The sequence below is a fragment of the Ruegeria sp. BHSA118 genome (assembly GCF_059613405.1).
This window is the reverse complement of record NZ_JBXWSM010000002.1, coordinates 20007-43774: the sequence shown is the minus strand read 5'-3', so window position 1 is coordinate 43774 and position 23768 is coordinate 20007. Positions and strand designations below refer to the sequence as shown.

Below are 23768 nucleotides of genomic sequence, written 5' to 3'. Positions count from 1 at the left end.
CCTCCACATGCGAAAGGTCCGCGACATGAGCACCCGTCTCGCAAAACAAGGCCGGCTGATTGACCGGTCGAAAAAGGTCACATTCACCTTCAACGGCACGTCGATGCAGGGCTATGAGGGGGATACGCTTGCCTCGGCCCTGCTGGCCAATGACCAGATGATGGTTGGTCGGTCGTTCAAGTACCACCGCCCTCGCGGTATCGTCGCAAGCGGCGCGGAAGAGCCGAACGCTCTGGTCGGGCTGGGGCAGGGCAACCGGTTTGAACCGAACCAGCGCGCGACAACGACCGAGGTGTTCAACGGCCTGACCGCGATTTCACAGAACCATTGGCCAAGCCTTGAATATGATATCGGTGCGGTGAACACGGCCTTTGCCCGGTTTCTGCCGGCCGGCTTCTACTACAAGACCTTCATCCACCCCAAACCCTTTTGGAAACACGTCTACGAACCGTTCATCCGGCAGTCGGCGGGTTTGGGCAAGGCGCCCGATAAAGACAACCGGGATGCCGACACATATGAACATTTCTACGCCTTTACCGATGTTCTGGTGATCGGTGGCGGTGTGGCTGGTTTGCAGGCGGCCAAGGCGGCGGCACAATCCGGCGCCAAGGTCTTGCTGATCGAGCAGACCGCGCATTGGGGCGGTCGCGCTCCGGTTGACGGCGGCACGGTCAATGATGAGCCTGTGGATAAGTTCGTGGAACAATTGGTTTCCGAACTCGAAACAATGGACAACGTCATCATGCGCACGCGCTGCATGGGCGCGGGTGTTTACGACCACGGTTATGTGTTGGGATACGAACGCCTGACAGACCACACGCCGGGCGTGCAGGGCCCGCGCCATCGCCTCTGGCGTATTCGCGCCAAGCAAATTGTAACTGCAACCGGCGCAATTGAACGACCATTGTCCTTTGCTGGCAACGATGTTCCGGGTGTGATGCTGGCTTCGGCCATGCGCGATTATGTCGTGAACTGGGGTGTCACCCCGGGCGAACGTGTCATCGTCGCCACCAACAATGATGACGCCTACCGCACCGCGATTATCCTGAAACAGGCAGGTGTGGATGTTTTGCGCATTGTTGACGCACGCGCAACGGCCGGACCTTTGGCAGAGGAAGCCCGCCAGTTGGGTATTCGCGTTGATCCGGGCAGGGCCATTGCCAAGGTCAAGGGCGGCAAGCGCGTCAAGAAAGTCGCCATCTGCAATCAGGAAGGCGTTGGCGGCGCGCGTGAAGAAGTTGAGTCAGACGCGGTCGCCATGTCTGGCGGCTGGTCTCCGGTCGTGCACATGTGGTCCCATTGCGGGGGCAAGCTGATCTGGGATGAGGCGAACGCGCATTTCCGGCCGGATCCCGAGCGTCCGCCGCTGGGAGCCGACGGCAAAGGGTTTGTTGTTGCCGCTGGCGCGTCCAACGGTCCTCTGGCGTTGCAAGATGTTCTGACAGACGCCCATGCCGCTGGTAAGGCGGCTGCCAAGGCGGCTGGCTTCAAGCCCAAGAACACCAAGGCGCCCGCAGGGGAAACAACCGTCGAAGCGCCGATGGAAGCAGTCTGGCTCATGCCGGCAAATGCAGAAGTTCAATTGCGCATGAAATCCTGGCTGGACTTCCAGAACGATGTCAAAGTGTCTGACGTTCAGCTGGCAGCACGCGAAGGGTATGAAAGCGTCGAACACACCAAGCGTTACACCACGCTGGGCATGGCGACAGATCAGGGTAAATTGAGCAACATCAACGGCTTGGCTATCCTTGCTGATGCGCTTGAGTCAGAGATTCCCAAGGTCGGCACCACGACCTTCCGTCCGCCCTATACGCCCATTTCGATGGGTGCGATCGGGGGCGAGGCGCGCGGTGACGTGTTCCAGCCGATCCGTCGGACACCGATGCACAACTGGCACGACAGGAACGGCGCCGACTGGGAGCCGGTCGGTCACTGGCGCCGGACCTATGCCTATGTCCGCCCCGGTGAATCCGTGCATGACGCCGTGAACCGTGAGGTGAAAAACACCCGCGACAACCTCGGCCTGCTGGATGCCTCGACGCTGGGCAAACTGATCGTCAAAGGCCCCGACGCAGGCAAGTTTCTGGACATGTTGTACACCAACATGATGTCCACGCTGAAGGTCGGCAAATGCCGCTATGGCCTGATGTGTTCGGAAAACGGCTTTCTGATCGACGACGGCGTTGTCGCCCGCATCGACGAGGACACGTGGCTGTGCCACACCACCACCGGCGGGGCCGAGCGTATTCATGGTCACATGGAAGAATGGCTTCAGACCGAATGGTGGGACTGGAAAGTCTATGTCGCCAACGTGACCGAGCAATACGCGCAGGTCGCCGTGGTCGGCCCCAACGCCCGCAAGGTGCTTGAGAAACTGGGCGGCATGGATGTCAGCAAAGAGGCGCTGCCCTTCATGGAATGGCGCGATGGCAAGATCGGGGACTTCGATTGCCGGGCCTACCGCATTTCGTTCTCGGGCGAGCTGTCTTATGAAATCGCTGTTCCCGCATCTCAGGGTCAGGCATTCTGGGATGCCTTGATGGAGGCAGGAAAAGAGTTCGGAGTGATGCCTTACGGCACCGAATGTCTGCACATCCTGCGGGCCGAGAAGGGCTTTATCATGATCGGGGACGAGACCGACGGCACCGTGATCCCGCAGGATCTGGGGCTGCACTGGGCGCTGTCCAAGAAGAAAGAGGACTATCTGGGCAAACGCGCCCATTCCCGCAGCCACATGGCGGATCCCGAACGTTGGAAACTGGTCGGTCTTGAGACTGTGGATGGTTCTGTCATTCCCGACGGTGCTTATGCGGTGGGCGAAGGTGTCAACGCCAACGGTCAGCGCAACATGATCGGCCGTGTGACGTCGACATATTACTCGGCCAATCTGGGCAAGGGCATCGCCATGGGGCTGATCAAACACGGCCCCGATCGGATGGGTGAGATCGTCGAGTTCCCAGGCACCGACGGCAAAACCTACAAAGCCAAGATCGTGGACCCGATCTTCTTCGATAAGGACGGGGAGAAGCAGAATGTCTGAACCCATCAGCGCACTGAACCACGCCAGCTATGACGGCATCGCCAAGGTCCAGGAATGCGGCCTGCAAGGCATGATCACCCTGCGTGGTGATCTGTCCGACAAGGTGCTGGCCAAGGCCGTCAAGGATGCAACCGGTCAGAAAGTGCCGGGTCAGCGCGAGGCGCTTGTGACCGGCGATACCGGCGTGGCTTGGATGTCGACCGACGAGTTGCTGGTTCTGGTGCCTTACGCGGAGGTCGAAGCCAGACTGGCCGACATGGTCGGTGCCCTGAGCGGCACCCATGCTTTGGCGGTCAATGTCTCGGATGCCCGCGCCGTCTTCAGCGTCTCTGGTGCCAGCGCAAGAGAGGTGCTGGGCAAGGTCGCGCCTGTCGATCTGTCGGCGGATGCTTTCCAGCCCGGCCAGATCCGCCGCACGCGTCTGGCGCAGGTGGCTGGTGCTTTCTGGATGGATGATGAACAGACCTTCCGCGTGGTCTGCTTCCGTTCCGCTGCGGATTACGTGTTCAAGCTGCTCAAGGTGGCGGCGCAACCGGGCAGTGACGTTGGGGTTTACTGAACAAAACTATTGCGCGTTAGAATTGAACCGTTCGCGAGCTGCGGGCGGTTCTTTCACGCTTACAGCCTACTATACAAAATCTGTAAGTTAGTGCTTTCTGTTGGTTCAGTGTTGGATATGTGAGTGTCACACTCATAATCAGAGAAAATTAACTGAAATTCGCGTATTGCATGTGGACAGCCTGAACTCTAAGTATTTTAAAGTTAATCAAAAACAGTTTTCAGGAGCTTGATCGTTTAATGAATTTTATCAAGGCAGTCGCATTTTGCGCCTCGACCGTTTTTGCATTCCCCGCGGTTGTTATTTCCGAAACGTACAGAGAAAGCTTTGAATGTAGTTTTGGCAAAGGTATTGCTAATCGCCCGACGCCTGAGCGCGTTGTCTTCTCAATAGATGGGCTTGGCCGTTCAGCGTTATTGCAGGAAGTAGACATCCCCAAGATTGACACCAAGTTCAGCACTGGTGAAGTGAAACGCGACTCCCCAAAAGTACTTTTGATTGGATGGGGCGCACAGAATTATGTTTATACAGCTAGCGGGCGAACATACGCGACGAATGAATCGCGTTACGATGCGATTGACCTGCTAAATTTGACATTTACGCTGAATCTGAATCGGAACACAATGAAAGCCATTGTTAAATCAACCTCCACTTCCAGCTACCTGCCACGTGACGGCTTTGCGAAAGGAAAATGCAAAGCAATCGTGGTACCGGCCTCTTGAAACGTGGGATTGGTATGATGAAGCTTTCAGTTTTTGTTCTGATCGCCGGGATGTTTGCGGCGACTGCGCAGGCTGATGTCAAGACCTACGCATGTGATCTTCATAGCATTGAAGGAAGGGGATGGATTCCTCCCAAGGTTTATCTGAGTGTGGATAGCGAAAACAAACGCGCCCGAGCTTTCGATGGTGTAATACGCGCTTCGAATGAACAAGCAGGCATTTCCCCAGAAACCCCGGCTGACACGAAATTCAAAGTAACGCGAAAAGGTGAATATCGTTTGTCGTGGCACTTGACACTACAGGCTAAAGTGTCGGGTAGCTACAGGGTTGCTTACACGGCAACATTCGATCCCAATACCAGCAATTTAAAGCTCCGCGCCAGTTTCCCGCAAGCGAACGCGACAAACCGACCAAGCGGCAGCGGGGCGTGTAAGCCCGTCTCGTCGCTGAATTTGTATTGAGAGGCGGATCGGTTGAATCCCTGTTCGAGGGTTTCAGCCGGTCAGCAAAAAAGTTTTGAACCCGGAGAGTGCCGAGGCGTCGGTAAAGCACTGTAATCCGGTTCCGGTCGCGTCGCTGGTTCGGCAGGTTGGGTAAAATGCAAGAAGCTCAGCCAATTTCTCCATACGATCCAACCGCGTCTTCGAATCTAACAGTCCCGCATGTGTTGAAAGATAAAGGGCAGGGCGCTGTTGCTTCAGCCACGGCACCAGTGTCGGCAGCACCGAAAATTCGGCGCCTTCGATATCCATCTTTACCAAGGACACGGCGGACAGATCGTTCACTGCGGCGAATTGGTCCCAGGCGATCGTCAGCGCATCAGACCCATGCGCGCCGTCGTGCAGAAGGGAGCTGGTAGAATCTCCGGGCTCTCCACGAACCGAGGCCATGCGGGCGACACCGAACTTATCCGACAGCGCGACACCCAAAGCCGAAACGTTATGAATTTCATTCAGGTCGAGGTTCCAGGCCAGATGGCGGAACGCCGTGGGGTCGGGCTCAAAGCACCAGACATGGCGTGCCTTGCGCGCACCATAAAGAACTGTGGGCCCGATCCATGCGCCTATATCCAGGTAATCGCTTTCAGGCGAAAGATACCGGTCCATCACGGCAAATGTTTCAGGCTCCCAAGCGCCCGCAGTGGCCTTGCGCCAGAATTTCGAATGGTACGGGTCTAGACGAAAGGGCTCGCCGTTCAGATTGCCCGCATAATATCCGCGGGCGCGGTAGAACATCTTGCGCGCCTGTGTCAGCATCGCCTGCCTCCGGGTTTTCTTGTCTCGGCCCTTGACCTGCGGCGGCTGCCAAAGCATTTAACCTTGGGAACCGCAACTCAAATTTATACAGGGGGCCGACATGGCTTTTGAACTTCCTGATCTTCCTTATGCACATGACGCGCTGGCAGCCAAGGGTATGTCTGCGGAAACACTGGAATATCACCACGATCTGCACCACAAAGCCTATGTCGACAATGGCAACAAGCTGATCGCCGGAACTGAATGGGACGGCAAGTCGCTGGAAGAGATCATCGTTGGAACCTATGACGCAAACGCTGTGGCGCAGAACGGTATCTTCAACAACATCAGCCAGCTGTGGAACCACAACCAGTTCTGGGAAATGATGGGCCCGGGCGCAAGCGCCATGCCTGGCGAGCTGGAAAAAGCTCTGACCGAAAGCTTTGGCTCAGTTGACGAATTCAAATCGCAGTTCAGCGCCGCTGGCGCCGGTCAGTTCGGCTCGGGCTGGGCGTGGCTGGTCAAGAACGCTGACGGCTCGCTGGCCGTCACCAAGACCGAGAATGGCGTGAACCCACTGTGCTTCGGTCAGACCGCTCTGCTGGGTTGTGACGTTTGGGAACACTCTTACTACATCGACTTCCGCAACAAGCGCCCGGCCTACCTGTCGAACTTCCTCGACAATCTGGTGAACTGGGAAAACGTCGCATCGCGGATGTAACGTATTGAACCGACGTCGGTTCATAAAGGGCCTGCTGGCGGTGACGCTGGCAGGCCTTGTCACGGCCGCCTACGGGTTCATCATTGAACCCGCGGTTCGGTTGCGCGTGCGCAAATGGCGCATTCAGCGGGACGACTGGACAGCGCCGCCGCTCAGAATCGCCGTACTGTCCGATATGCATGTCGGCGAACCCTATGTCGGCCTGAACCGCGTAAAGCAGGTGGTCCGCCGAACCAATGCGCTGGCTCCGGACGTGATCCTGCTGTTGGGTGATTTCTTTGCAAGCCACAAAGGTGTCTCGGACACGGTCAAGATGCAGGACCTGGCCCCTGCGCTTGCCGGTCTTGAGGCGAAGAATGGTGTCTTTGCCGTTCTGGGCAATCACGACTGGTGGGATGACAGGCCGGCACAGCGGCGCGGATCCGGGCCCAATCGCTATGTCGAAATTCTGGAACAGAACGGCATTTCGGTGTTGTCCAACGCCGCGATCAAGCTCGAAGCTCAGGGCATCTGGCTGGCCGGGCTCGAGGATCAGCTGGCGATTTGGCGCAACGGCAAGCCGCAGGGATTGGACGATCTGGCAGGTACTCTGGCGCAGATCACCGATGACGCTCCGGTTGTGATGATGGCGCATGAGCCCGATGTGTTTCCCACTGTGCCCGGGCGGGTGGCCTTGACGCTTTCAGGCCACACACATGGTGGCCAGGTACGCCTATTCGGCTGGTCGCCCGTCGTGCCATCGAAATTCGGCAATCGCTATGCCTATGGCCATGTACGTGAAGGCGGGCGTGATTTGGTCGTGTCGGGCGGTATCGGGTGCTCGATCCTGCCGGTTCGTCTGGGCGTGACGCCCGAAATCACCGTTGTCGAGATGTCCGCCTAAAGGGTTGATGACCGGACGGTGAAAACCCTCCGATACGTGCCCTTTCCTCATAACGGTACCTTGTTTGCTGCTTTCCAGTACACATCTCTGTAGGGCAGAGGGAGAGAACTGCATATCACTTCAAACAATGATCGGGCTGCGCACTGTTCGTGCGTGAACGAACCCGCATGTCCGGCAGGTCGAGGGATACCCAGAACACAACCTAATCAGGAGATCGCAATGGTTGCACTTACACAGGGAACTTGGGTTATTGTTGCAGATGGAGAGAAAGCGTTGGTGATGGAGAATATCACTGATGCCGACGATCCCAACCTTGTCGTCGTCGCTGTCGAAGAACAAGACGGCCCGACCGGAAAACCGACTGACCGCGCAGGTCGTCGCAACGACGGCGGACCAAATCAGAAATCAGCAATTGAAGAACCCACGTGGAAGGCGCACGCAAAATCTCTGTTCGTGCAGGATCTGGCGAATCTGTTGAATCGCAAGGGGCTGAAAGGCGCCTATGACCGGCTGGTTCTGGTGGCCAGCCCTCATGTTCTGGGCCTGTTGCGGCGTCGGCTGCACAGCGAGGTGCTGGGAAAGGTCGTGGCCGAGGTCAACAAGACCCTGACCAATCATCCTTTGCACAAGGTCGAGCAGGTGGTGCGCCACAGTCTGCAATCCAAGGCCAGACTGGCCTGATCAATGCGGCGGGCGGTTCAACCGCCCGCACGGTTTGCCATCCTCAGGTCAGTTTGTCCCGCAAGGCCATCATGGCTGTATCGGCGTCTTCGACCCAGGTGATGAAATCCGCCAAAGACGTGTCGGCAAAGCCTTGCCCGATCACCTGGTCCAATAATGTGTGCAACGCGTCCCAATAGCCATTCACATTGACCACGACGATTGGCTTGTCATGCAGGCCAAGCTGGCGCCATGTCAGCGCCTCGAACAGTTCGTCCAGTGACCCCGGCCCACCGGGCAGAACCACGACGGCGTCGGCGTTCATGATCATGACCTTCTTGCGCTCGTGCATTGTCTCGGTGATCACGAAATGGGTCAGATCCGTCTTTCCGACCTCGCGCTTGACCAGATGTACCGGAATGACGCCAAAAGTTTCACCACCGGCATTCTGCGCGGCGCGGGCCACTTCACCCATCAAACCGACATCTCCGGCTCCGTAGACCAGCCGCCAGCCTTCCTGCGCCAGCAGGCTGCCAAACTGCCGTGCAGTTTCAGAATAAGCTTTCTCGGCTCCATTGCGTGACCCGCAGTACACACAGACTGATTTCTGAGACATCAAAGGGGGGCTCCGGGGTTGTGTCAGGGGTTTTGACCCGTGATAGCGGGATTGATAGATTGGCTCAACTGTCCGTCGGAAAGCTTTTCAACGCAAAGCTTTTGCCCGGCGGAGTGAAAGGAAAATAATGGACGCCAAATCGGGAAACGGAAGCTCGGGCAATTTCATCTGGGGGGTGATTGCGGGTCTTGTTGCGATATTGGGCGCGGGTGGATTGTATCTGTCCGGCGTCTTCACCAAAGCGCCCGAGCCGAGCGCCCCGCAGGAAACCGCCTCTGCCGTAACCCCGGAACCTGTAGGGCAGGATGCGCAGGTTTCGGAACCGGAAGTGGCTGAACAGGCGGCTCCTGCGGATGAAGGGCCCACGACCGAGCCTGCCGGGAACACAAGTGAAGCGACCGACGCCTCTGACGCGGATACCGCCGTTGCCAAGACGGATGATACCGCGCCCGAGCCAGCGGCCCCTCCGGCGCTGGATCAGATTTTTGTTGAACCGGATGGCACGGCGCTGTTGTCCGGCGATGCCGAGCCCGGCAGCCGGATCGAGGTGCTGCTGAACGGAGAACCCCTGCACAGCTTTACCGTGGACGGCAGCGGCCAGTTCGCCGAATTCGTTTCGATCCCCTTCAGCGACGCGGCTCAGGGGTTGGTCCTGCAAAGCAAGGATGGCGATCGGATCACACAGTCCGACGACTATCTGATCGCGGCTTTGCCAAAGCCGGTCGAAGAAGCGCCTGTAACTGAAGAATCGCCAGCATCCGATCCGGACACGCCGGCCGATGCCGAAGACGCCACGATCGCGAAAGCCGATGCAGACGTTGAGCCCGAAACGGCGACAGAAGTTCAAGCGCCAGAAACCGACGTGACCGGAACCGAAACCACGGTGCCGGAAGCCGAGGAAACGCAAACCGCCGACTTGCCGACACAGACACCCGAACCGGATCAGCAGATTGCGGTGCTGCGGTCCGGCGAAGAAGGGGTTGAGCTGGTGCAGCCGCCTGTGGTGCGGGACACGCCCCCCGATCAGATCGCACTGGATACAATCGGTTATTCTGACACCGGCAACGTTCAGTTGACAGGACGTGTGCAGGACGGTGCAGCCGTTCGACTGTACCTGAACAATCGTCTGATCGCCGATCTCGACCCGAAAGAGGACGGATCCTGGCGCAGCGATCTGGAGGGGATTGATCCGGGTGTCTACACGCTGCGCGTGGATGCGGTGAATACGGACGGGACGGTGCTCAGCCGGGTCGAAACGCCGTTCAAGCGAGAGCCGGTTGAAGTGCTGGATGCCGCCGTGGCGGCCAGCCAGGCCAACGCGCAGGGGGAAGCACCTGTAATTCGTTCGGTTACGGTTCAACGGGGCGACACGCTGTGGGCCATCTCGCGTGACCGGTTTGGCGACGGAGTCCTGTATGTACGGCTGTTCGAGGCCAATCGCGACCTGATCCGCGATCCGGATCTGATCTATCCGGGGCAGGTCTTCACCATACCTGAATAAGCATCGCCTTTGGCCCAAGCGGGGCCGGGGTCAATCTCTGACCGCAGTTAAGGTACGTGATGAGACGAACACCTACTACGACCCCGGAGGATACGGCGCCGCGCGACGAGCGAAGCTCGGGCTGGCGCACGATCCGCAAAGTGGCACCCTATCTTTGGCCACAGGATGAGCCGTGGGTAAAGCGCCGCGTGGTGATTGCCATGGTCATGCTGGTTCTGGCCAAGCTGATCGCGGTTTATACGCCGATTCTTTACAAAGGTGCGGTTGACGCCCTGGCAGATGAGGGCGTGCCGCCGGTGGCGCTGGGCGCGGTCGGGCTGACGGTTGCCTATGGCGTGGCGCGGATGCTGACCGTGGGTTTCCAACAACTGCGGGACGCGGCCTTTGCGCCCGTGGGGCAACGGGCCCTGCGGGCGTTGGCGCTTGAGACCTTTCGGCATATTCACAACCTTTCGATGCGCTACCACGTGTCCCGCCGTACCGGAGGGCTGAGCCGCATCATCGAACGGGGTGTCAAAGGCGTCGAGTTCCTGTTGCGCTTTCTGCTGTTCTCGATCGGGCCACTGATCCTGGAACTGCTGCTGGTGGCGATCATCCTGATGTGGCTGTTCGATGTCTGGTATCTGGTGGTCGTCGCCGTCACGATCGGTCTGTATATCTGGTTCACATTTGCCGTGACCGAATGGCGGGTGAAGCTTCGGCGCGAGATGAACGATCAGGACACCGAAGCCAATCAGCGCGCCATCGACAGCTTGTTGAATTTCGAAACCGTCAAGTATTTCAATGCCGAATCGCGCGAAGCTGAACGATATGATGTATCGATGAAAGCCTATGCCGGGGCTGCGTTGAAGACGGCTTATTCGCTGGCATTTCTGAATTTTGGCCAGTCATTCCTGATAACCTGTGGTTTGATCGGTGTGATGGTTCTGGCGGCCATCGGGGTTCAGGGCGGGAACCTGACAGTGGGCGATTTCGTCATGGTCAATGCCTACATGATCCAGATCACCGTGCCGCTGAACTTTCTGGGGACGGTCTATCGGGAAATCCGGCAGTCATTGGTCGATATGGGCCAGATGTTCGACCTGCTTGAACAGCCCGCCGAAGTCACCGACAAACCCTGTGCGCCGAACCTCAAGGTGAATGGCGGCGAAGTCACGCTGGACGATGTGCATTTCGGCTATGACCCTGAAAGGGAGATCCTCAAAGGTGTTTCGTTGATCGTTCCTGCCGGGCAGACCGTGGCCATCGTGGGGGCAACCGGGTCTGGCAAATCAACCATAGGGCGGCTGCTGTTCCGGTTCTACGATGTGACCAAAGGAGCCTTGAAGATCGACGGACAGGATGTGCGGGATGTGACGCAGACCAGCCTGCACGCGGCCATCGGCGTTGTGCCGCAGGACACGGTATTGTTCAACGACAGCATCCGGTACAACATTGCCTATGGCCGTGACGACGCCACCCCGGAAGAGGTCGAGGCCGCGGCGCGAGCTGCGCAAATTCACGATTTCATCACCTCGCTGCCCGAAGGCTATGACACTATGGTCGGTGAAAGGGGGCTCAAACTGTCAGGCGGTGAAAAACAAAGGGTCGGCATCGCGAGGACTTTGCTCAAGAACCCGCCGATCCTGTTGCTGGACGAGGCGACCTCGGCCCTGGACACCGATACCGAGCAGGACATCAAGGATGCGCTGGCGCGCGCAGGAGAGGGTCGTACGGTTATCACCATTGCCCATCGCCTCAGCACCATTGCCGAAGCTGACCGGATCGTGGTTCTGGAAGCGGGCGAGGTGATCGAACAGGGCACGCATGATCAGTTGCTGGCGCGGTCGGGGCGGTATGCCCAATTGTGGAATCGGCAGCAATCGGACGGGGAAGCGGCCTGAAAACCCAATCATGGGGCGAAACATGGTAGGATACAACAAATCAGGAGGGTGCTTGTGATGATGAAGCGACTGAAATCACGACTATCGTCTATAGTGCTCGCGATTTGTCTGCCCGTCATTGTGGCGGCCGATCCCATCGTGGGTGTCTGGAAGACTGAACCTGACCGCAAGAACCTGATTTCGCACATCAAAATCACGGCTTGTGGGGATAAGTTCTGCGGTCAGATCCTTTCGGCCTATGACGCTTCAGGCAAGGAAGTCCAAACACCGAATATCGGTAAGAAACTGTTTTGGGACGTGGCCGGTGAAGGTGGTGGAAAATACGGCGGCGGCGAATTCTGGGTCCCGTTGATCAACGTGGATGCGGTGCCACAGATGACGTTGCAGGGGGACAAGCTGCTGGTCAAAGGATGTGAACACGCCATTTGCGCACATCAGACGTGGTCCCGGTTGTGATGATGGCCAAATGAAAAAGGACCGGGAATACCGGTCCTTTTCGTTTATTCAGCAGCTTTCAGCGGCGGGCCAGAGGGGCGACCAGACTGATCTGATCGACTGTCCTGTTCTGGTTCTTCGGAACGCGTGTCGTCCTCCCACACGATTTCGGTGGCCTGCACCTGACGGGCAGAGCGCCCAATCGCCATGTCCTGCGCGATCTGGCTGGACCGGCCTGCGGTTACACGGGCCAGAACTCGGCTGAGCCATATCGCATAGGTTGTCACCCAGACCCGCAAGGCCAGAAGCGATGGGGTGACGATCAGCGTCAGAACAGTTGCAATGCCCAGGCCAAAGACCACCGCCGTGGCCAGCTGTTTCCACCACAATGCGGTGGGGCTGTCGATGGAATAGCCGCCATTGATGAAGTCCAGCGACAGGCCGAACATCATCGGTGTAAGACCGGCCATCGTTGTCAGAGTGGTCAGCAGCACCGGGCGGATACGGGATTCCGCGGTGCGGATGATCGCCTCGATCCTCGGCATATAGGCGCTGTATTCCTGATAGGTGTCGATCAGAACGATATTGTTGTTCACCACGATACCGGCCAGGGCCACGATGCCGGTCCCGGTCATGATGATCGAGAAGGGCTGTTCCATCACGATCATGCCGATCAGAACCCCGGTGGTGGACAGAACCACCGCCAGCAGCACCAGGACCGAATTGTAGAACGAGTTGAACTGCGCCAGCAGGATCACGAACATCAGCCCCAGGGCGCCCATGAACGCGTTCACCAGGAAGGCACCGGATTCTTCCTGCTCTTCCTGATCACCGGTCCATTCCCAGCTGATCGCGTTGGCGAACGGGCCGGTTTCCAGCCATTCCGTCAGCACCGCAATTCGCTCGTTCGGGTTGATCAGCGCAAACTGTGCGTCCCCGTCTTCGATTGCGCTGCGCAGCTGGTCGACGCTTTCTGCGCCGGTCAGTTGAACCAGTTCATATGACTTTCCACCCGTATCATTCAGAACGGTGCCGGTCGGTGTGTAGCCTTCCGTCACTTCACGCATGACCGCCAGCCGCACCTGTTTTCCATCGGGGCCTTCGGTCACGACCTTGCTCAACCCCGGTTCGACATCCGCTTTGACGTCGTAGTATCGCTGCTGGTCGACGCGGTTGATCTCGGCCAGCTTGGCCACGGGTTTGCGCGTTACGAAGTTCGACAAGGGCACCAATCCGTCTGGGGTACGGACCTTGAGCGTATCCAGTGTTGACAAAACGCGGTCTTCTTCGGGCAGACGAACGCGAATTTCGATCTCTTCGTCATTGCTGTCCGGGCGCATCTCGCCCAGCAATATGCCGCGCGTGACCAACTGGACCATGGCGCCGACGGTTGCCACGTCGGCCCCGAACCGGCCGGCCTTGGCGACATCCACGTCAATCTGCCAGTCGATGCCGGGCAGGGGCAGGGTGTCTTCGGTCTTGATCAGGCCCGGCGTGGTGTCGAAAACCTCGCGGGCGGTGATCGCTGCCGTGGTCAGGTCCTCCCACCCGTCACCCTTGATGCGCAGATGCACAGGCTTGGCCGAAGCAGGGCCTTGCTCCAATGGCAAAATCTCGACGATGATGCCAGGGATCGTTGCAAGTTGGGCATTCAGCTCATCAATCACGAAGTCGCCATCATATTCGGGCGCCACGAAGTGCCGTTCGAACAGGCCCCACAGGGCCGATTCCGAAACGTTGGGGCGGTCTTCCCAGGGGATGATCTCGAACTGAACCCGGCCCACTGTATCGGCCGGCGCCTGAGCACCACCGTTATTCTGGTTCAGGCCACCTTCGCCCGCAAAGGCAAAGACGTTGATGACCGCAGGGTGAGTTCCGATGATCTCTTCGGCGGCTAGAACCATCGCGTCTTTTTCCGCCAGCGACAGGTTCCCGCGGGCACGCACATATGCGGTGGCCTGTTCAGGTTCGCTTTCCACGAAGAATTCAACCCCGCGGGATTCCTGAGGGAACCAGACGAAGGCCACGAAATACACCGCCGTGAAAACCGTCAGCAGGGAAACGATCGGCATGATCGGATTGCCGACAAGGAACCGAACGACGTGGCCAAAAAACGTGTGTTCGTCCGCCGTATGAACGTGGTCCTCTTCGGCGCGTTCAATTTTGGCCGCGCTCAGGGTAACGGACCCGGCAAACGCCCCGAACAGGAACAGCAGGGCGCCGGCGATCGAGCCACCGGGCAGCAGGTAGTTTGGGTTCAGAACCTGCATCGCACCCAGAAAGATCATGTACAGCGATGGCGGCACCATCAGCACCCGTACCCACCATGGCGTGCGGGCCCGCAACCAGACCGAGGATCGATCGAAGAGGCGGCTCAGCCTACCGGACACACCACCCATGACCGGCAGATAGATCAGCGCCACGATCAGCGACGCCGACAGAACGAAGATCAGCGTGACCGGCAGCATTCCCATGAACTCACCGGGAATACCGGGCCAGAACAACATGGGCAGGAACGCGCAGAGTGTCGTTGCGGTCGAGGACACGATGGGCCAGAACATGCGCTGGGCGGCCTCGACATAGGCGTGCATCGGGCCCACGCCTTCCTTGATGCGTTTGTCGGCATATTCCACCACCACGATGGCACCATCCACCAGCATCCCCACCGCCAGGATGAGGCCGAACATCACGATGTTCGAGATGCTGACACCCATGACCGCCAGAAACGCAAAACACAGCAGGAACGAGGTCGGGATCGCAAAACCGACCAACAGGGCGGCCCGCGTACCCAGCGAGGCAAGAACCACGATCATCACCAGCGCAATCGCGGTCAGAACCGAGCCTTCAAGCTGGCTGACCATCGAGCCGACGATGCGGCTCTGGTCGTTCGATGTGCCCAGGTCAACCGCCGCCTGAAGCTCGGGCGGCCACTTGGTCTTTGCATGTGCAATGGTTTCCTTCACCTGCGCGACGGTGTCGATCAGGTTGTATCCTTTGCGCTTGACCACCTGCAACGCGACGGTCGGTTCACCGTTGAAACGGGCTGTCCCTTCGCGGTCCTCAAAGGTGTAGTTGATCTGCGCCAGTTCCCCCAAGGTGACGACCCGATCCCCGTTGACCTTGATGGGCAGGCCGTAAACATCCTGTGCGGTTTTGAACGACGACGGTATCTTGACCGAGAAGGTGCCCTGCGCGGTTTCAACTTCACCGGCCGCGATCAACTGGTTGTTGTTCCGAACTACGTTGATCAGCTCGTCCGCAGTCACGTTGTAGGCTTCAAGCCGCAGTGGGTCGATCACGACCTCGAGCATCTCGTCGCGATTGCCTGCGATACCGGCTTCGAGAACGGAATCCAGAGCCTCAAGATCGTCCTGTAGATCCTTGGCGACACGGGCCATTGTGCGTTCGGGTACGGCTCCGGTCAGGTTCACAATGACGATGGGAAACTCGGAAAAGTTGATCTCGGTCAGAGAGTACTGCTCGGCACCTTCGGGAAAGTCCGCCTGAGCTGTGTTCATCGCGTCACGCACATCGGCCATGATCGCGGTCTTGTCCCAACCGAAGTCAAACTCCAGCGCGACCCCCGCATAGTTTTCGGCAGCGGTCGATGTCATTTCCTTGAGCCCGTCGAGATCCGCCAATTCGGTCTCCATCGGCTTGATCAGCAGGTTTTCGGAATCCTCTGCGGAAATCCCGGGAAACTGCACTGATACAAACAGGGCAGGGATTTCGATATCCGGCTCGCCTTCTTTCGGAAGCGAGACATAGGCAAATCCGCCGATAACCAGCGAGATGGCGATAAATGCCAGAACCATTCGGGCCCGATTAGCGGCCCATGCGACAACACCGGTCATTGTGATGCTTCCCGATAGGTCGGCGCAACGGTCACACCGCGTGTCACGAACTCTTGTCCGACAATGATTATGTCGGCTGTTTCGGGCAGTCCGTCGACCCAGACACCCTCTGCCGTGTCACGCAGAATGCGGACAGGCACGAAATCCACCACATTGCCGGAGCCGACCGTACGCACACCCAATTGACCCTCGTTGCTCAGGGTCAGGGCGGATTGCGGCAGCAGATGCGCCTTTGTGCCTTCGGCTGCGATACGGATGGTTGCGGTCTGACCGTCGCGAATGGTCAGATCCGGGTTCGGAACCGTGATTTCAACTTCGAACGTGCGCGTTGTTTCATCTGCGGATCGGCTGAGGAACGTGACGCGGCCGCCAAGCTGCCGACCGGTGACCAGCGTTGCCGATGCCTCGGACCCCACCTGAACTCGGTTAACTTCGGTTTCCGGCACGAACCCGACCAGTTTGATCGGATCAAGCTGAATAACGGTTGCGCACAGCGATCCGGGCTGCATCAGGCTGCCCAGCTCTGCGGTGTCACTTTCCAACAGGCCCTTGAACGGGGCCTTTATGGTCAGGCGTCCAACCTCTCGCTGCGCGGCTTCGACGGCGGCTGCGGCTGCTTCGATTCCGGCTCGGGTCGCCTCCAGCTCGGCTTCGGCGGATTTTACACCTGCTTTGGCCGTGCTCATCGTAGCCTCGCTGGAAATCCGGCGGGTTTCCGAAGCAAACCCGGTTTCCGCCAGCTTGCGCGAAGCCGTCAGGTTGATTTCGGCCTCGGCCACACGGGCATGCGCCTCTTGCAAGCGGGCTTCAGCCTCGGGAATGCGGCTTTCGGCTTCGAGTTTGCCGGCCAAAGCCTCGGCCAGTTGCGCCGGACGCGTGCCGGGGTCGAGTTCACACAGAACATCCCCGGCCTCGACAAACGCACCTTTGCGCTTGGGTTCCGAAATGACCGTGGATGTGGTTTCAGACAGAACTTCGACCTGCCGGTTCGCCTTGGTTTGTCCACGCAGCAGAACCGCACTGTCAATTTCGCGCGCCTGCGAGCGCAGGGCGACTACGCCAACGGCATCAATATCGGTCTCGTCGGATTCGACGGCTTCGGTCTGCACCGCTTCTTCTGCTTCCCCGCGCCCGGCGAAAGCAAACAAAGAGTCGCGCTCAAAAACAAGAAAATACAACGCAACAATAACCAGAAGGGCGTTGATGAAAGAAATCAAACGCATTCAGTGTTTCTCCTAGAATTCGGTGCCAGCAAAAGTCGGCCGTCTCGCTATGAAATGGGGCGTCGGCTGTGTAATTTCTACACTAAACTGAATAGTTCGGTTTAGTTTTTTTCGCAAGAGAGAAGCCAAGCGGTGAAAATGCGCAAAATCGGACCCTTGGCTTGGCGTTGGTGCCGGGGTATGACATGGCGCACTTATGCAAGACACACAGCCCAGGGGGCAGGAATGAGCGACACCGACAGTTTCATTGATGAGGTCACGGAAGAGGTACGCCGTGACCGGATGTATCTGCTGCTGCGCCGCTGGGGCTGGGTTGGCGTGGCGGCGGTCGTGCTGATTGTCGGCGGGGCGGCGTTCAATGAATACCGCAAATCCCGCGATACGGCGCAGGCGCAGGATCTGGGTGACTCGATTCTGGCGGCTCTGTCGGAAAACGATTCTGATGCACGGGCAGCCGGTTTGCGGGATACCGAGGCGCAGTCGCCGGGCGGGAATGCTGTTGTGAACATGCTGCTGTCTGCGTCTCAGCTTGAAGCAGGATCGCGCGAAGAGGCGGTCAACAGTCTGAACGCGGTTGCCGTGCAGGGGGATTTGCCCGAAATCTATCGTGCGATCGCAAGCTTCAAGGCGCTGTTGTTGCAAAGCGACACCTTGCCCGCCGCCGACCGTCGACAACAGTTCGAAGCGCTGGCTGCACCGGGTGCGCCCCTTCGACTGCTGGCTGAAGAACAACTGGCCCTGATCGACGTGTCCGAGGGCAATATCGATGCAGCGCTGGACCGCTTGCAGGCGCTGCGTCAGGACGCCGACGTCGGCATTGATCTGCAACAGCGTGCGGCCCAGCTGATAGTCGCGTTGGGCGGCGAACCCGAGCCATTGGTGGCGCAACAGGGCTGACCAGGCGGGACAAAAGACTTAATGACAGGCGAGTTCGGAACACCATGGTAACAAGACTAATTTCCCGCGCGGGATTGCCGGTTGCGGCACTGGCTTTGACCGCATTGACTGCCTGTGAACCCCCTGAAGCGATCTTGCCCGGAGAACGTGAAGACATCCGTCCGGCGTCTGATCTGGAAACAGTGGAAAAGAGCGGCTCTCAGCCCATCAGCCTGCCAGCTCAAAAGGCGAATGCCAGCTGGCCACAAAGCCCGGGGACGGCTGCTTACCGAACCACGAACGCGGCACTGCGTGCAACGCCACAGCGGATCTGGTCCGTGTCGATCGGGCAGGGCGACTCGCGCAAGCAACGTATCACCGCCGAACCGGTGGTCGCGGGCGGGTTGATCTTTACGCTGGATGCGGGGGCGACCGTTTCAGCGGTTACGCCGCAGGGCCAGTTGGCCTGGGATACCGATCTGGTTCCGCCAAGCGATGGCGATGCAGACGCCACGGGTGGCGGCATGGCGTATTCAAACGGCGTTCTCTACGTCTCGTCCGGGTTCGGGCGACTGACCGCATTGGATGCAAAAACGGGTGCCGTGCGGTGGCAGAAGCGATTGGATGCAACCGGAAGCGGCTCTCCGATGGTCAATGACGGGTTGTTGTACCTGGTTGCGGGGGACGAAACCGGGTGGACCATCAACACCAAGGATGGGCGTATCGCCTGGCAAATCGAAGGCACGCCCAGCGTCGGTAACGTTCTGGGTGCACCGGCACCGGTGATTGCCTCGGACCTGGCTGTGTTTGCATTCGGGTCCGGCGATGTTGCGGCCACCTTCCGCCGTGGGGGCATCCGTCGCTGGAATGCCTCGGTCGCTGGCGGGCGGCGGGGACGGGCCGCCGCGCAGATCGTTGACGTGACCGGCAGTCCGATGGTTGTCGGAAACACAATCTATATCGGCAACCATTCTGGCCGGACCGTCGCCTTTGACGCCGCCACCGGTGAACGTCGCTGGACCGCCGATGAAGGTGCGGTCGACACTGTCTGGCCCGCAGGCAACAGTATCTTCCTGATCAGTGACCGCAGTCAGCTGGTGCGCTTGAATGCGGCCGATGGCTCGGTCATCTGGGCGCAGGATCTGCCAAGCTTTGTCAAGGACAAGCGAGGCCGCCGCGGACCGATCTTTGCGCATTACGGTCCGATCCTGGCCGGGGGCCGTCTTGTGATTGCGTCCAATGACGGGTATCTGCGCTTCTTCAATCCGGTTAACGGAGCACTGGTTCACCAGATCGAAGTTCCCGGAGGTGCTACTACGGCACCGGTTGTTGCCGGGCAAACGCTGTATGTCGTTTCCTCCAAGGGGGATCTACACGCTTTCCGTTGACGGCAAGATGCGCTAAAGGGCGCTTCTTGAGTCTTGAAAGTTGAGTATCATGTCGCTGACCCTCGCCATCGTGGGGCGCCCGAATGTGGGCAAATCCACCCTGTTCAACCGCCTTGTGGGCAAACGTCTGGCCCTGGTCGACGACCAGCCCGGCGTGACGCGTGACCTGCGCGAAGGCGAAGGGCGTCTGGGCGATCTGCGCTTTACAGTGATTGATACGGCGGGTCTTGAGGATGCGACGGATGACAGCCTTCAGGGGCGGATGCGCCGTCTGACGGAACGTGCCGTGGACATGGCTGATGTCTGCCTGTTCATGATCGACGCACGCGTGGGTGTGACACCTACGGATGAAATGTTCGCAGAGATCCTGCGCAAACGGTCCAAGCACGTGATCCTTGCGGCCAACAAGGCCGAAGGCAATGCCGCGGATGCGGGTGTTCTGGAAGCTTACAATCTTGGTCTGGGTGAACCGGTCCGCTTGTCGGGCGAACACGGTGAAGGGATGACGGACCTGTATGCGCAGCTGATGCCTCTGGCGGATGCGGCAGAGGAAAAACAGGTCGAGGAGGCCCCGCAAACGGACATTGAACTGGACGAAGACGGTGAGGGCGAGACGCCACTGATTACCTCGGCCAAGCCCTTGCAGGTTGCGGTGGTGGGGCGTCCGAATGCTGGAAAATCCACCTTGATCAACAAGATCATTGGCGAAGACCGTCTGTTGACGGGGCCAGAGGCTGGGATCACGCGTGACGCAATCAGCTTGCGAATCGACTGGGCTGACCCGGACGGCCAAACCACGCCGATGCGGATTTTTGACACCGCAGGGATGCGCAAGAAGGCAAAAGTACAGGAAAAGCTGGAAAAGCTTTCCGTGTCGGACGGTCTGCGCGCAGTAAAATTTGCCGAGGTCGTCGTTGTGTTGCTGGACGCCGCGATCCCGTTTGAACAGCAAGACCTGCGGATTGCCGATTTGGCCGAGCGCGAAGGCCGGGCCGTTGTCGTCGCCGTCAACAAATGGGACATCGAAGACAACAAACAGGAAAAGCTGCGCGAGTTGAAAGAGTCGTTTGACCGGCTGCTGCCGCAACTTCGCGGCGCGCCGCTGATCACGGTTTCCGCCAAGACGGGCCGGGGTTTGGAGCGTTTGCGCGACGCGATCCTGCGCGCCCATGACGTCTGGAACCGCCGGGTGCCGACTGCCGCTCTGAACCGCTGGTTGACGGCCATGCTGGAGCAACACCCGCCGCCAGCCCCACAGGGACGCCGGATCAAACTGCGCTACATGACGCAGGCCAAGACCCGACCCCCGGGGTTCGTGGTGATGTGTTCGCATCCCGACAAAATGCCTGAAAGCTATACCCGTTACTTGGTGAACGGTTTACGGCAGGATTTCGACATGCCCGGAACACCGATCCGCCTGACACTGCGCGGGCAGGGGGACAAGAACCCCTACAAGGGTCGGCGCAAGAAAAACGCGGGCGCATTGGCCAAGCATCTGAAGGGGCGCGGGTAAGCTGCGCACCAGACTCAGGGCTTTGATGGCACAGGCAGGTTGACTTAATCGTGCCCAAGGACGAATGCGCGGTTCGCTTCTGCGGCATTGGCGATACCCTCTGACGTCCCATTGCCCTGTTCAATGGCCGTTGCCAGTTCGGTCGCGGCTGAGCCGGTCGTAAAGATCGATGCAATTCGCGTCCGACCTCCGAAAAGACCTTTGGAAGCGTCGGCATTGTCATAGGTCAGGTCAAATGTCGAAACCAAACTGACCGCCTCATCATTGGGTCGTTTGTTTTGATTGCGCGATATGGGCGGAACCAGCGTTGTCACGCGGCGCTGTACACCTGCATTGACTTCGACCGGCGGCGCCTTGGCAGGATCAGAGCGCAAGGCGATGGTCACGCCGCTGCGTTCCCCATAGACCAAACTGCGGTCCTGAATCGAGGTGCAGCCGGCGACCGCACAGCTCGTGCACGACTGCATTGCCAGTCACGATGGCGACAGAGGACGAGGTGCCGAAACCGTTATATATGCATCCCGCAAGCGAGACGCAGATCGATGGCGCAAACGGCATTATTATTCTTGAAAAAATCAATCAATGGACCTGAAAATTAGGGTTGTTATTCTGATCGGGAGCTTCCGCGCGTCAACTCAAGGGGAGGTTTTTGAATACTGCTGAAGCGTTCCGCGACATTGTGGGGCTGTTTTCCCGGGCGCTTCCCACTTGCCATGGCGCGTTATTCGGCGCTGGTGATCGTCACGCAAGCGCGTAACTGCGTCAATATTCAGCGTTTTCGCTCTGGGGGCGTGACAGCCCTTGTTCAGCGCGCTAGCATTCACGTGTGTGCATCTGTCAGCGCATGCATTGTTTTCACGCGGTCAATCCGCGCCTGGATTTTGAACAGATTATAACAGGGCCATCGTGGGGAGCGGACTGGATGGATCTGAGGGAATACACAAGATACTATGCAGTTCAGGACAACAGATTGGCTGCACTGAGCTATTTCGGCACGTTTGCGGTGTATTTTGCATCGCTGTCTCTGGCGATCGTATTCGTGGATCGCTGGTACATCATGATCCCGGCCGGGATCGTCTTCGCCTTTTCGGCAGTGCGCCTTTATGTGCTGCAACATGATTGCGGGCACCATTCGCTGTTTGAAACGCGAACGCAGAACGAATGGGCCGGGCATGGTCTTTCGCCATTCACCTTTGCACCGTTCGAGGTGATGAAACAGAACCACAATCTGCACCACGCGGGGATCGGAAACCTCGAACATCGTGAGACCGGCGAAATTCACACGATGACATTGCGGGAATGGCAGGACGCGGACTGGAAAACCCGTTTGTTTTACAGGTTGTATCGAAACCCTTTCATCCTTGTGCCGGTCGGTGCGCTGTTCACATATTTCATTCGCTATCGCTGGCCCAAGAACACTGTTCGTTTCGGTGTCACAGGCGTCTTGCTGCACAATGCATCGATCATCGTATTTTTGGGCCTGTTGTACCTGGTGGCGGGCATGACCGGTATTCTGGTCTGGCTGGTGTTTTCTTTTCTGGGTGGAATGCTGGGTGTGTTTCTCGTGTATCTGCAACACAATTTTGAAGATACCTATTGGGATCGCCGCCCTGACCTGAACCCGCAGACCGCAGCGTTGCATGGATCTTCCGCACTGGATTTCGGATGGTGGTTCGATACCGCCGTCGCCTGTATCACGTTACATGACATCCACCATTACAACGCGCGTATCCCATCGTACCGGTTGCGGGCCTGCCACTATAATCTGCCGCCTGAATTCACGCCTCGTCGGATCAAATTCCCCGAGGCTGTAGCGGCTTTGAACCTCAAGCTTTGGGATGAGGATGCCAAACGCCTCGTGCCGTTCCCGAAAAATGACCGAACCGCTGGGCTGGCGCATAGCTGATCCGTTGGTTCCGAGAAGGCAAGTGCTGAACTTGCGGATATGCATATCCAGTGTATATGCGATGAGGCAGGGCGATGGAGAAAGGACCTTTGAATGACTGTAGTGACCGACGTTAAAGGTGTGGGAGAGGCGCTGAAAAAAGCCCTTGCTGCCAACGGCTTTAAGACCGCGGAAGCGATAGCGAAGGCGTCACCCGCAGATCTGGTCAAGGTTCCTCGGGTCGGTGAGAGCCGCGCCGCCCTATTGATCGAAGCCGCAAAAGCGGCAATAGCCGCAACACCCGCCGCCGGGAAGCCTGGGGCACGCAAGGCGCCGGCCCGAAAGCCAGCGGCCCGGAAACCGGCAGCCGCAAAACCAGTCGCCCGAAAGCCGGCGACACGAAAAGCCGCCCCGCGTAAGACCGTGGCCGCTGTAGCGGCAGAAAAACGGGCGGAAGAAGCCGCACGCAAGGCGGCAGAAGAACAAGCGGCAGCTGAAAAAGCCGAAGCCGCAGCCAAGAAAAAGGCCAAGGCCAAGGCGAAAGCTGAAAAAGCCGCCAAGAAACGCCAAGAAATGGAAGCCGCGTTTTCCAAGGCCAAGGATAAGGTGAAGGCAAAGTCCAAGAAGGACAAAAAACCGAAGACGGACGACAAGAAAAAAGACGCCAAGAAGGGCAAAAAAGACGCCAAGAAGGCCGAGAAAAAAAGTGACAAGAAGAAAGATCGCAAGAAGGACAAGAAAAAGGCGAAGAAATAGATTCCTTCGCCCCGTCTT

The 23768-nt window shown here is 58.5% G+C and carries 20 protein-coding genes; 15 read left to right on the top strand and 5 right to left on the bottom strand.

From position 1 onward, the window contains the following. The first annotated feature begins 25 nt into the window (after positions 1-25). The 4 genes from AC2FNN_RS00990 to AC2FNN_RS00975 all read left to right on the top strand — a co-directional run bounded on the left by AC2FNN_RS00990 (position 26) and on the right by AC2FNN_RS00975 (position 4782). Positions 26-3040: a sarcosine oxidase subunit alpha family protein gene (locus tag AC2FNN_RS00990; RefSeq protein WP_496755977.1), complete on the top strand. Its 3015-nt coding sequence runs from the start codon at positions 26-28 to the stop codon at positions 3038-3040. After that, positions 3033-3599, top strand: coding sequence for a sarcosine oxidase subunit gamma (locus tag AC2FNN_RS00985; protein WP_496755976.1), 567 nt, complete (start codon positions 3033-3035; stop codon positions 3597-3599). Before AC2FNN_RS00990 ends, AC2FNN_RS00985 begins: the two co-directional genes overlap by 8 nt. Positions 3600-3838: 239 nt before the next feature. Next, positions 3839-4321, top strand: coding sequence for a hypothetical protein (locus AC2FNN_RS00980; RefSeq protein WP_496755975.1), 483 nt, complete (start codon positions 3839-3841; stop codon positions 4319-4321). Between the two features lie 14 nt (positions 4322-4335). Then, a complete protein-coding gene (locus tag AC2FNN_RS00975) occupies positions 4336-4782 on the top strand; it encodes a hypothetical protein (protein WP_496755973.1) in 447 nt (148 codons plus the stop codon). Positions 4783-4815: 33 nt separating this feature from the next. Here AC2FNN_RS00975 and AC2FNN_RS00970 read toward each other — a convergent pair whose 3' ends face one another. Further along, a complete protein-coding gene (locus AC2FNN_RS00970; RefSeq protein WP_496755971.1) occupies positions 4816-5577 on the bottom strand; it encodes an FkbM family methyltransferase in 762 nt (253 codons plus the stop codon). A 100-nt stretch (positions 5578-5677) separates the two neighbouring features. On the opposite strand from AC2FNN_RS00970, the gene AC2FNN_RS00965 reads away from it, so the two are divergent. From AC2FNN_RS00965 to AC2FNN_RS00955, 3 genes are all read left to right on the top strand, one after another. Beyond that, positions 5678-6277 (top strand): superoxide dismutase, encoded by a 600-nt coding sequence (locus tag AC2FNN_RS00965; RefSeq protein WP_496755970.1) that lies wholly within the window; start codon positions 5678-5680, stop codon positions 6275-6277. Positions 6278-6281: 4 nt separating this feature from the next. Next, complete coding sequence (locus tag AC2FNN_RS00960; protein WP_496755969.1) at positions 6282-7160, top strand: metallophosphoesterase; 879 nt, start codon at positions 6282-6284, stop codon at positions 7158-7160. 219 nt (positions 7161-7379) lie between these two features. Next, positions 7380-7841, top strand: coding sequence for a baeRF12 domain-containing protein (locus AC2FNN_RS00955; RefSeq protein WP_496755968.1), 462 nt, complete (start codon positions 7380-7382; stop codon positions 7839-7841). A 43-nt stretch (positions 7842-7884) separates the two neighbouring features. Here the strand turns inward: AC2FNN_RS00955 and AC2FNN_RS00950 are convergent, their stop codons facing one another. Continuing rightward, positions 7885-8436: an LOG family protein gene (locus AC2FNN_RS00950; RefSeq protein WP_496755966.1), complete on the bottom strand. Its 552-nt coding sequence runs from the start codon at positions 8434-8436 to the stop codon at positions 7885-7887. Between the two features lie 127 nt (positions 8437-8563). Here AC2FNN_RS00950 and AC2FNN_RS00945 point away from each other — a divergent pair, with 127 nt between their 5' ends. From AC2FNN_RS00945 to AC2FNN_RS00935, 3 genes are read left to right on the top strand one after another with little or no spacing between them, the layout of a single operon-like run. After that, positions 8564-9937: a LysM peptidoglycan-binding domain-containing protein gene (locus tag AC2FNN_RS00945; RefSeq protein WP_496755965.1), complete on the top strand. Its 1374-nt coding sequence runs from the start codon at positions 8564-8566 to the stop codon at positions 9935-9937. Between the two features lie 59 nt (positions 9938-9996). Then, on the top strand, positions 9997-11820 hold the full coding sequence (locus AC2FNN_RS00940; RefSeq protein ID WP_496755964.1) for an ABCB family ABC transporter ATP-binding protein/permease: 1824 nt from the start codon (positions 9997-9999) through the stop codon (positions 11818-11820). 57 nt (positions 11821-11877) lie between these two features. Beyond that, positions 11878-12276 (top strand): DUF2147 domain-containing protein, encoded by a 399-nt coding sequence (locus AC2FNN_RS00935; protein ID WP_496755962.1) that lies wholly within the window; start codon positions 11878-11880, stop codon positions 12274-12276. Between the two features lie 44 nt (positions 12277-12320). On the opposite strand, the gene AC2FNN_RS00930 is transcribed toward AC2FNN_RS00935, so the two are convergent. Together AC2FNN_RS00930 and AC2FNN_RS00925 are read right to left on the bottom strand one after the other, a co-directional pair. Further along, on the bottom strand, positions 12321-16109 hold the full coding sequence (locus AC2FNN_RS00930) for an efflux RND transporter permease subunit (RefSeq protein WP_496755961.1): 3789 nt from the start codon (positions 16107-16109) through the stop codon (positions 12321-12323). Continuing rightward, positions 16106-17332 carry an efflux RND transporter periplasmic adaptor subunit gene (locus AC2FNN_RS00925; RefSeq protein ID WP_496755959.1) on the bottom strand — a complete coding sequence of 409 codons (1227 nt, stop codon included), beginning with the start codon at positions 17330-17332 and terminating at the stop codon, positions 16106-16108. Before AC2FNN_RS00925 ends, AC2FNN_RS00930 begins: the two co-directional genes overlap by 4 nt. A gap of 225 nt (positions 17333-17557) precedes the next feature. Between AC2FNN_RS00925 and AC2FNN_RS00920 the strand changes: the two genes are divergently transcribed. The 3 genes from AC2FNN_RS00920 to der are packed head-to-tail and all read left to right on the top strand — an operon-like array spanning position 17558 to position 21109. Continuing rightward, positions 17558-18229 (top strand): hypothetical protein, encoded by a 672-nt coding sequence (locus AC2FNN_RS00920; RefSeq protein WP_496755958.1) that lies wholly within the window; start codon positions 17558-17560, stop codon positions 18227-18229. 44 nt (positions 18230-18273) lie between these two features. Beyond that, the gene (locus AC2FNN_RS00915) at positions 18274-19596 is read left to right on the top strand and encodes a PQQ-like beta-propeller repeat protein (RefSeq protein WP_496755956.1); all 1323 of its coding nucleotides are present in this window, start codon (positions 18274-18276) and stop codon (positions 19594-19596) included. 49 nt (positions 19597-19645) lie between these two features. Further along, positions 19646-21109: a ribosome biogenesis GTPase Der gene (der, locus tag AC2FNN_RS00910; RefSeq protein ID WP_496755955.1), complete on the top strand. Its 1464-nt coding sequence runs from the start codon at positions 19646-19648 to the stop codon at positions 21107-21109. A gap of 44 nt (positions 21110-21153) precedes the next feature. Here der and AC2FNN_RS00905 read toward each other — a convergent pair whose 3' ends face one another. Next, positions 21154-21576: a hypothetical protein gene (locus tag AC2FNN_RS00905; RefSeq protein WP_496755953.1), complete on the bottom strand. Its 423-nt coding sequence runs from the start codon at positions 21574-21576 to the stop codon at positions 21154-21156. Positions 21577-22031: 455 nt separating this feature from the next. On the opposite strand from AC2FNN_RS00905, the gene AC2FNN_RS00900 reads away from it, so the two are divergent. Together AC2FNN_RS00900 and AC2FNN_RS00895 are read left to right on the top strand one after the other, a co-directional pair. Then, positions 22032-23015 (top strand): fatty acid desaturase, encoded by a 984-nt coding sequence (locus tag AC2FNN_RS00900; RefSeq protein WP_496755952.1) that lies wholly within the window; start codon positions 22032-22034, stop codon positions 23013-23015. 93 nt (positions 23016-23108) lie between these two features. Continuing rightward, positions 23109-23750 carry a helix-hairpin-helix domain-containing protein gene (locus AC2FNN_RS00895; RefSeq protein WP_496755951.1) on the top strand — a complete coding sequence of 214 codons (642 nt, stop codon included), beginning with the start codon at positions 23109-23111 and terminating at the stop codon, positions 23748-23750. The last annotated feature ends 18 nt before the right edge of the window (positions 23751-23768 follow it).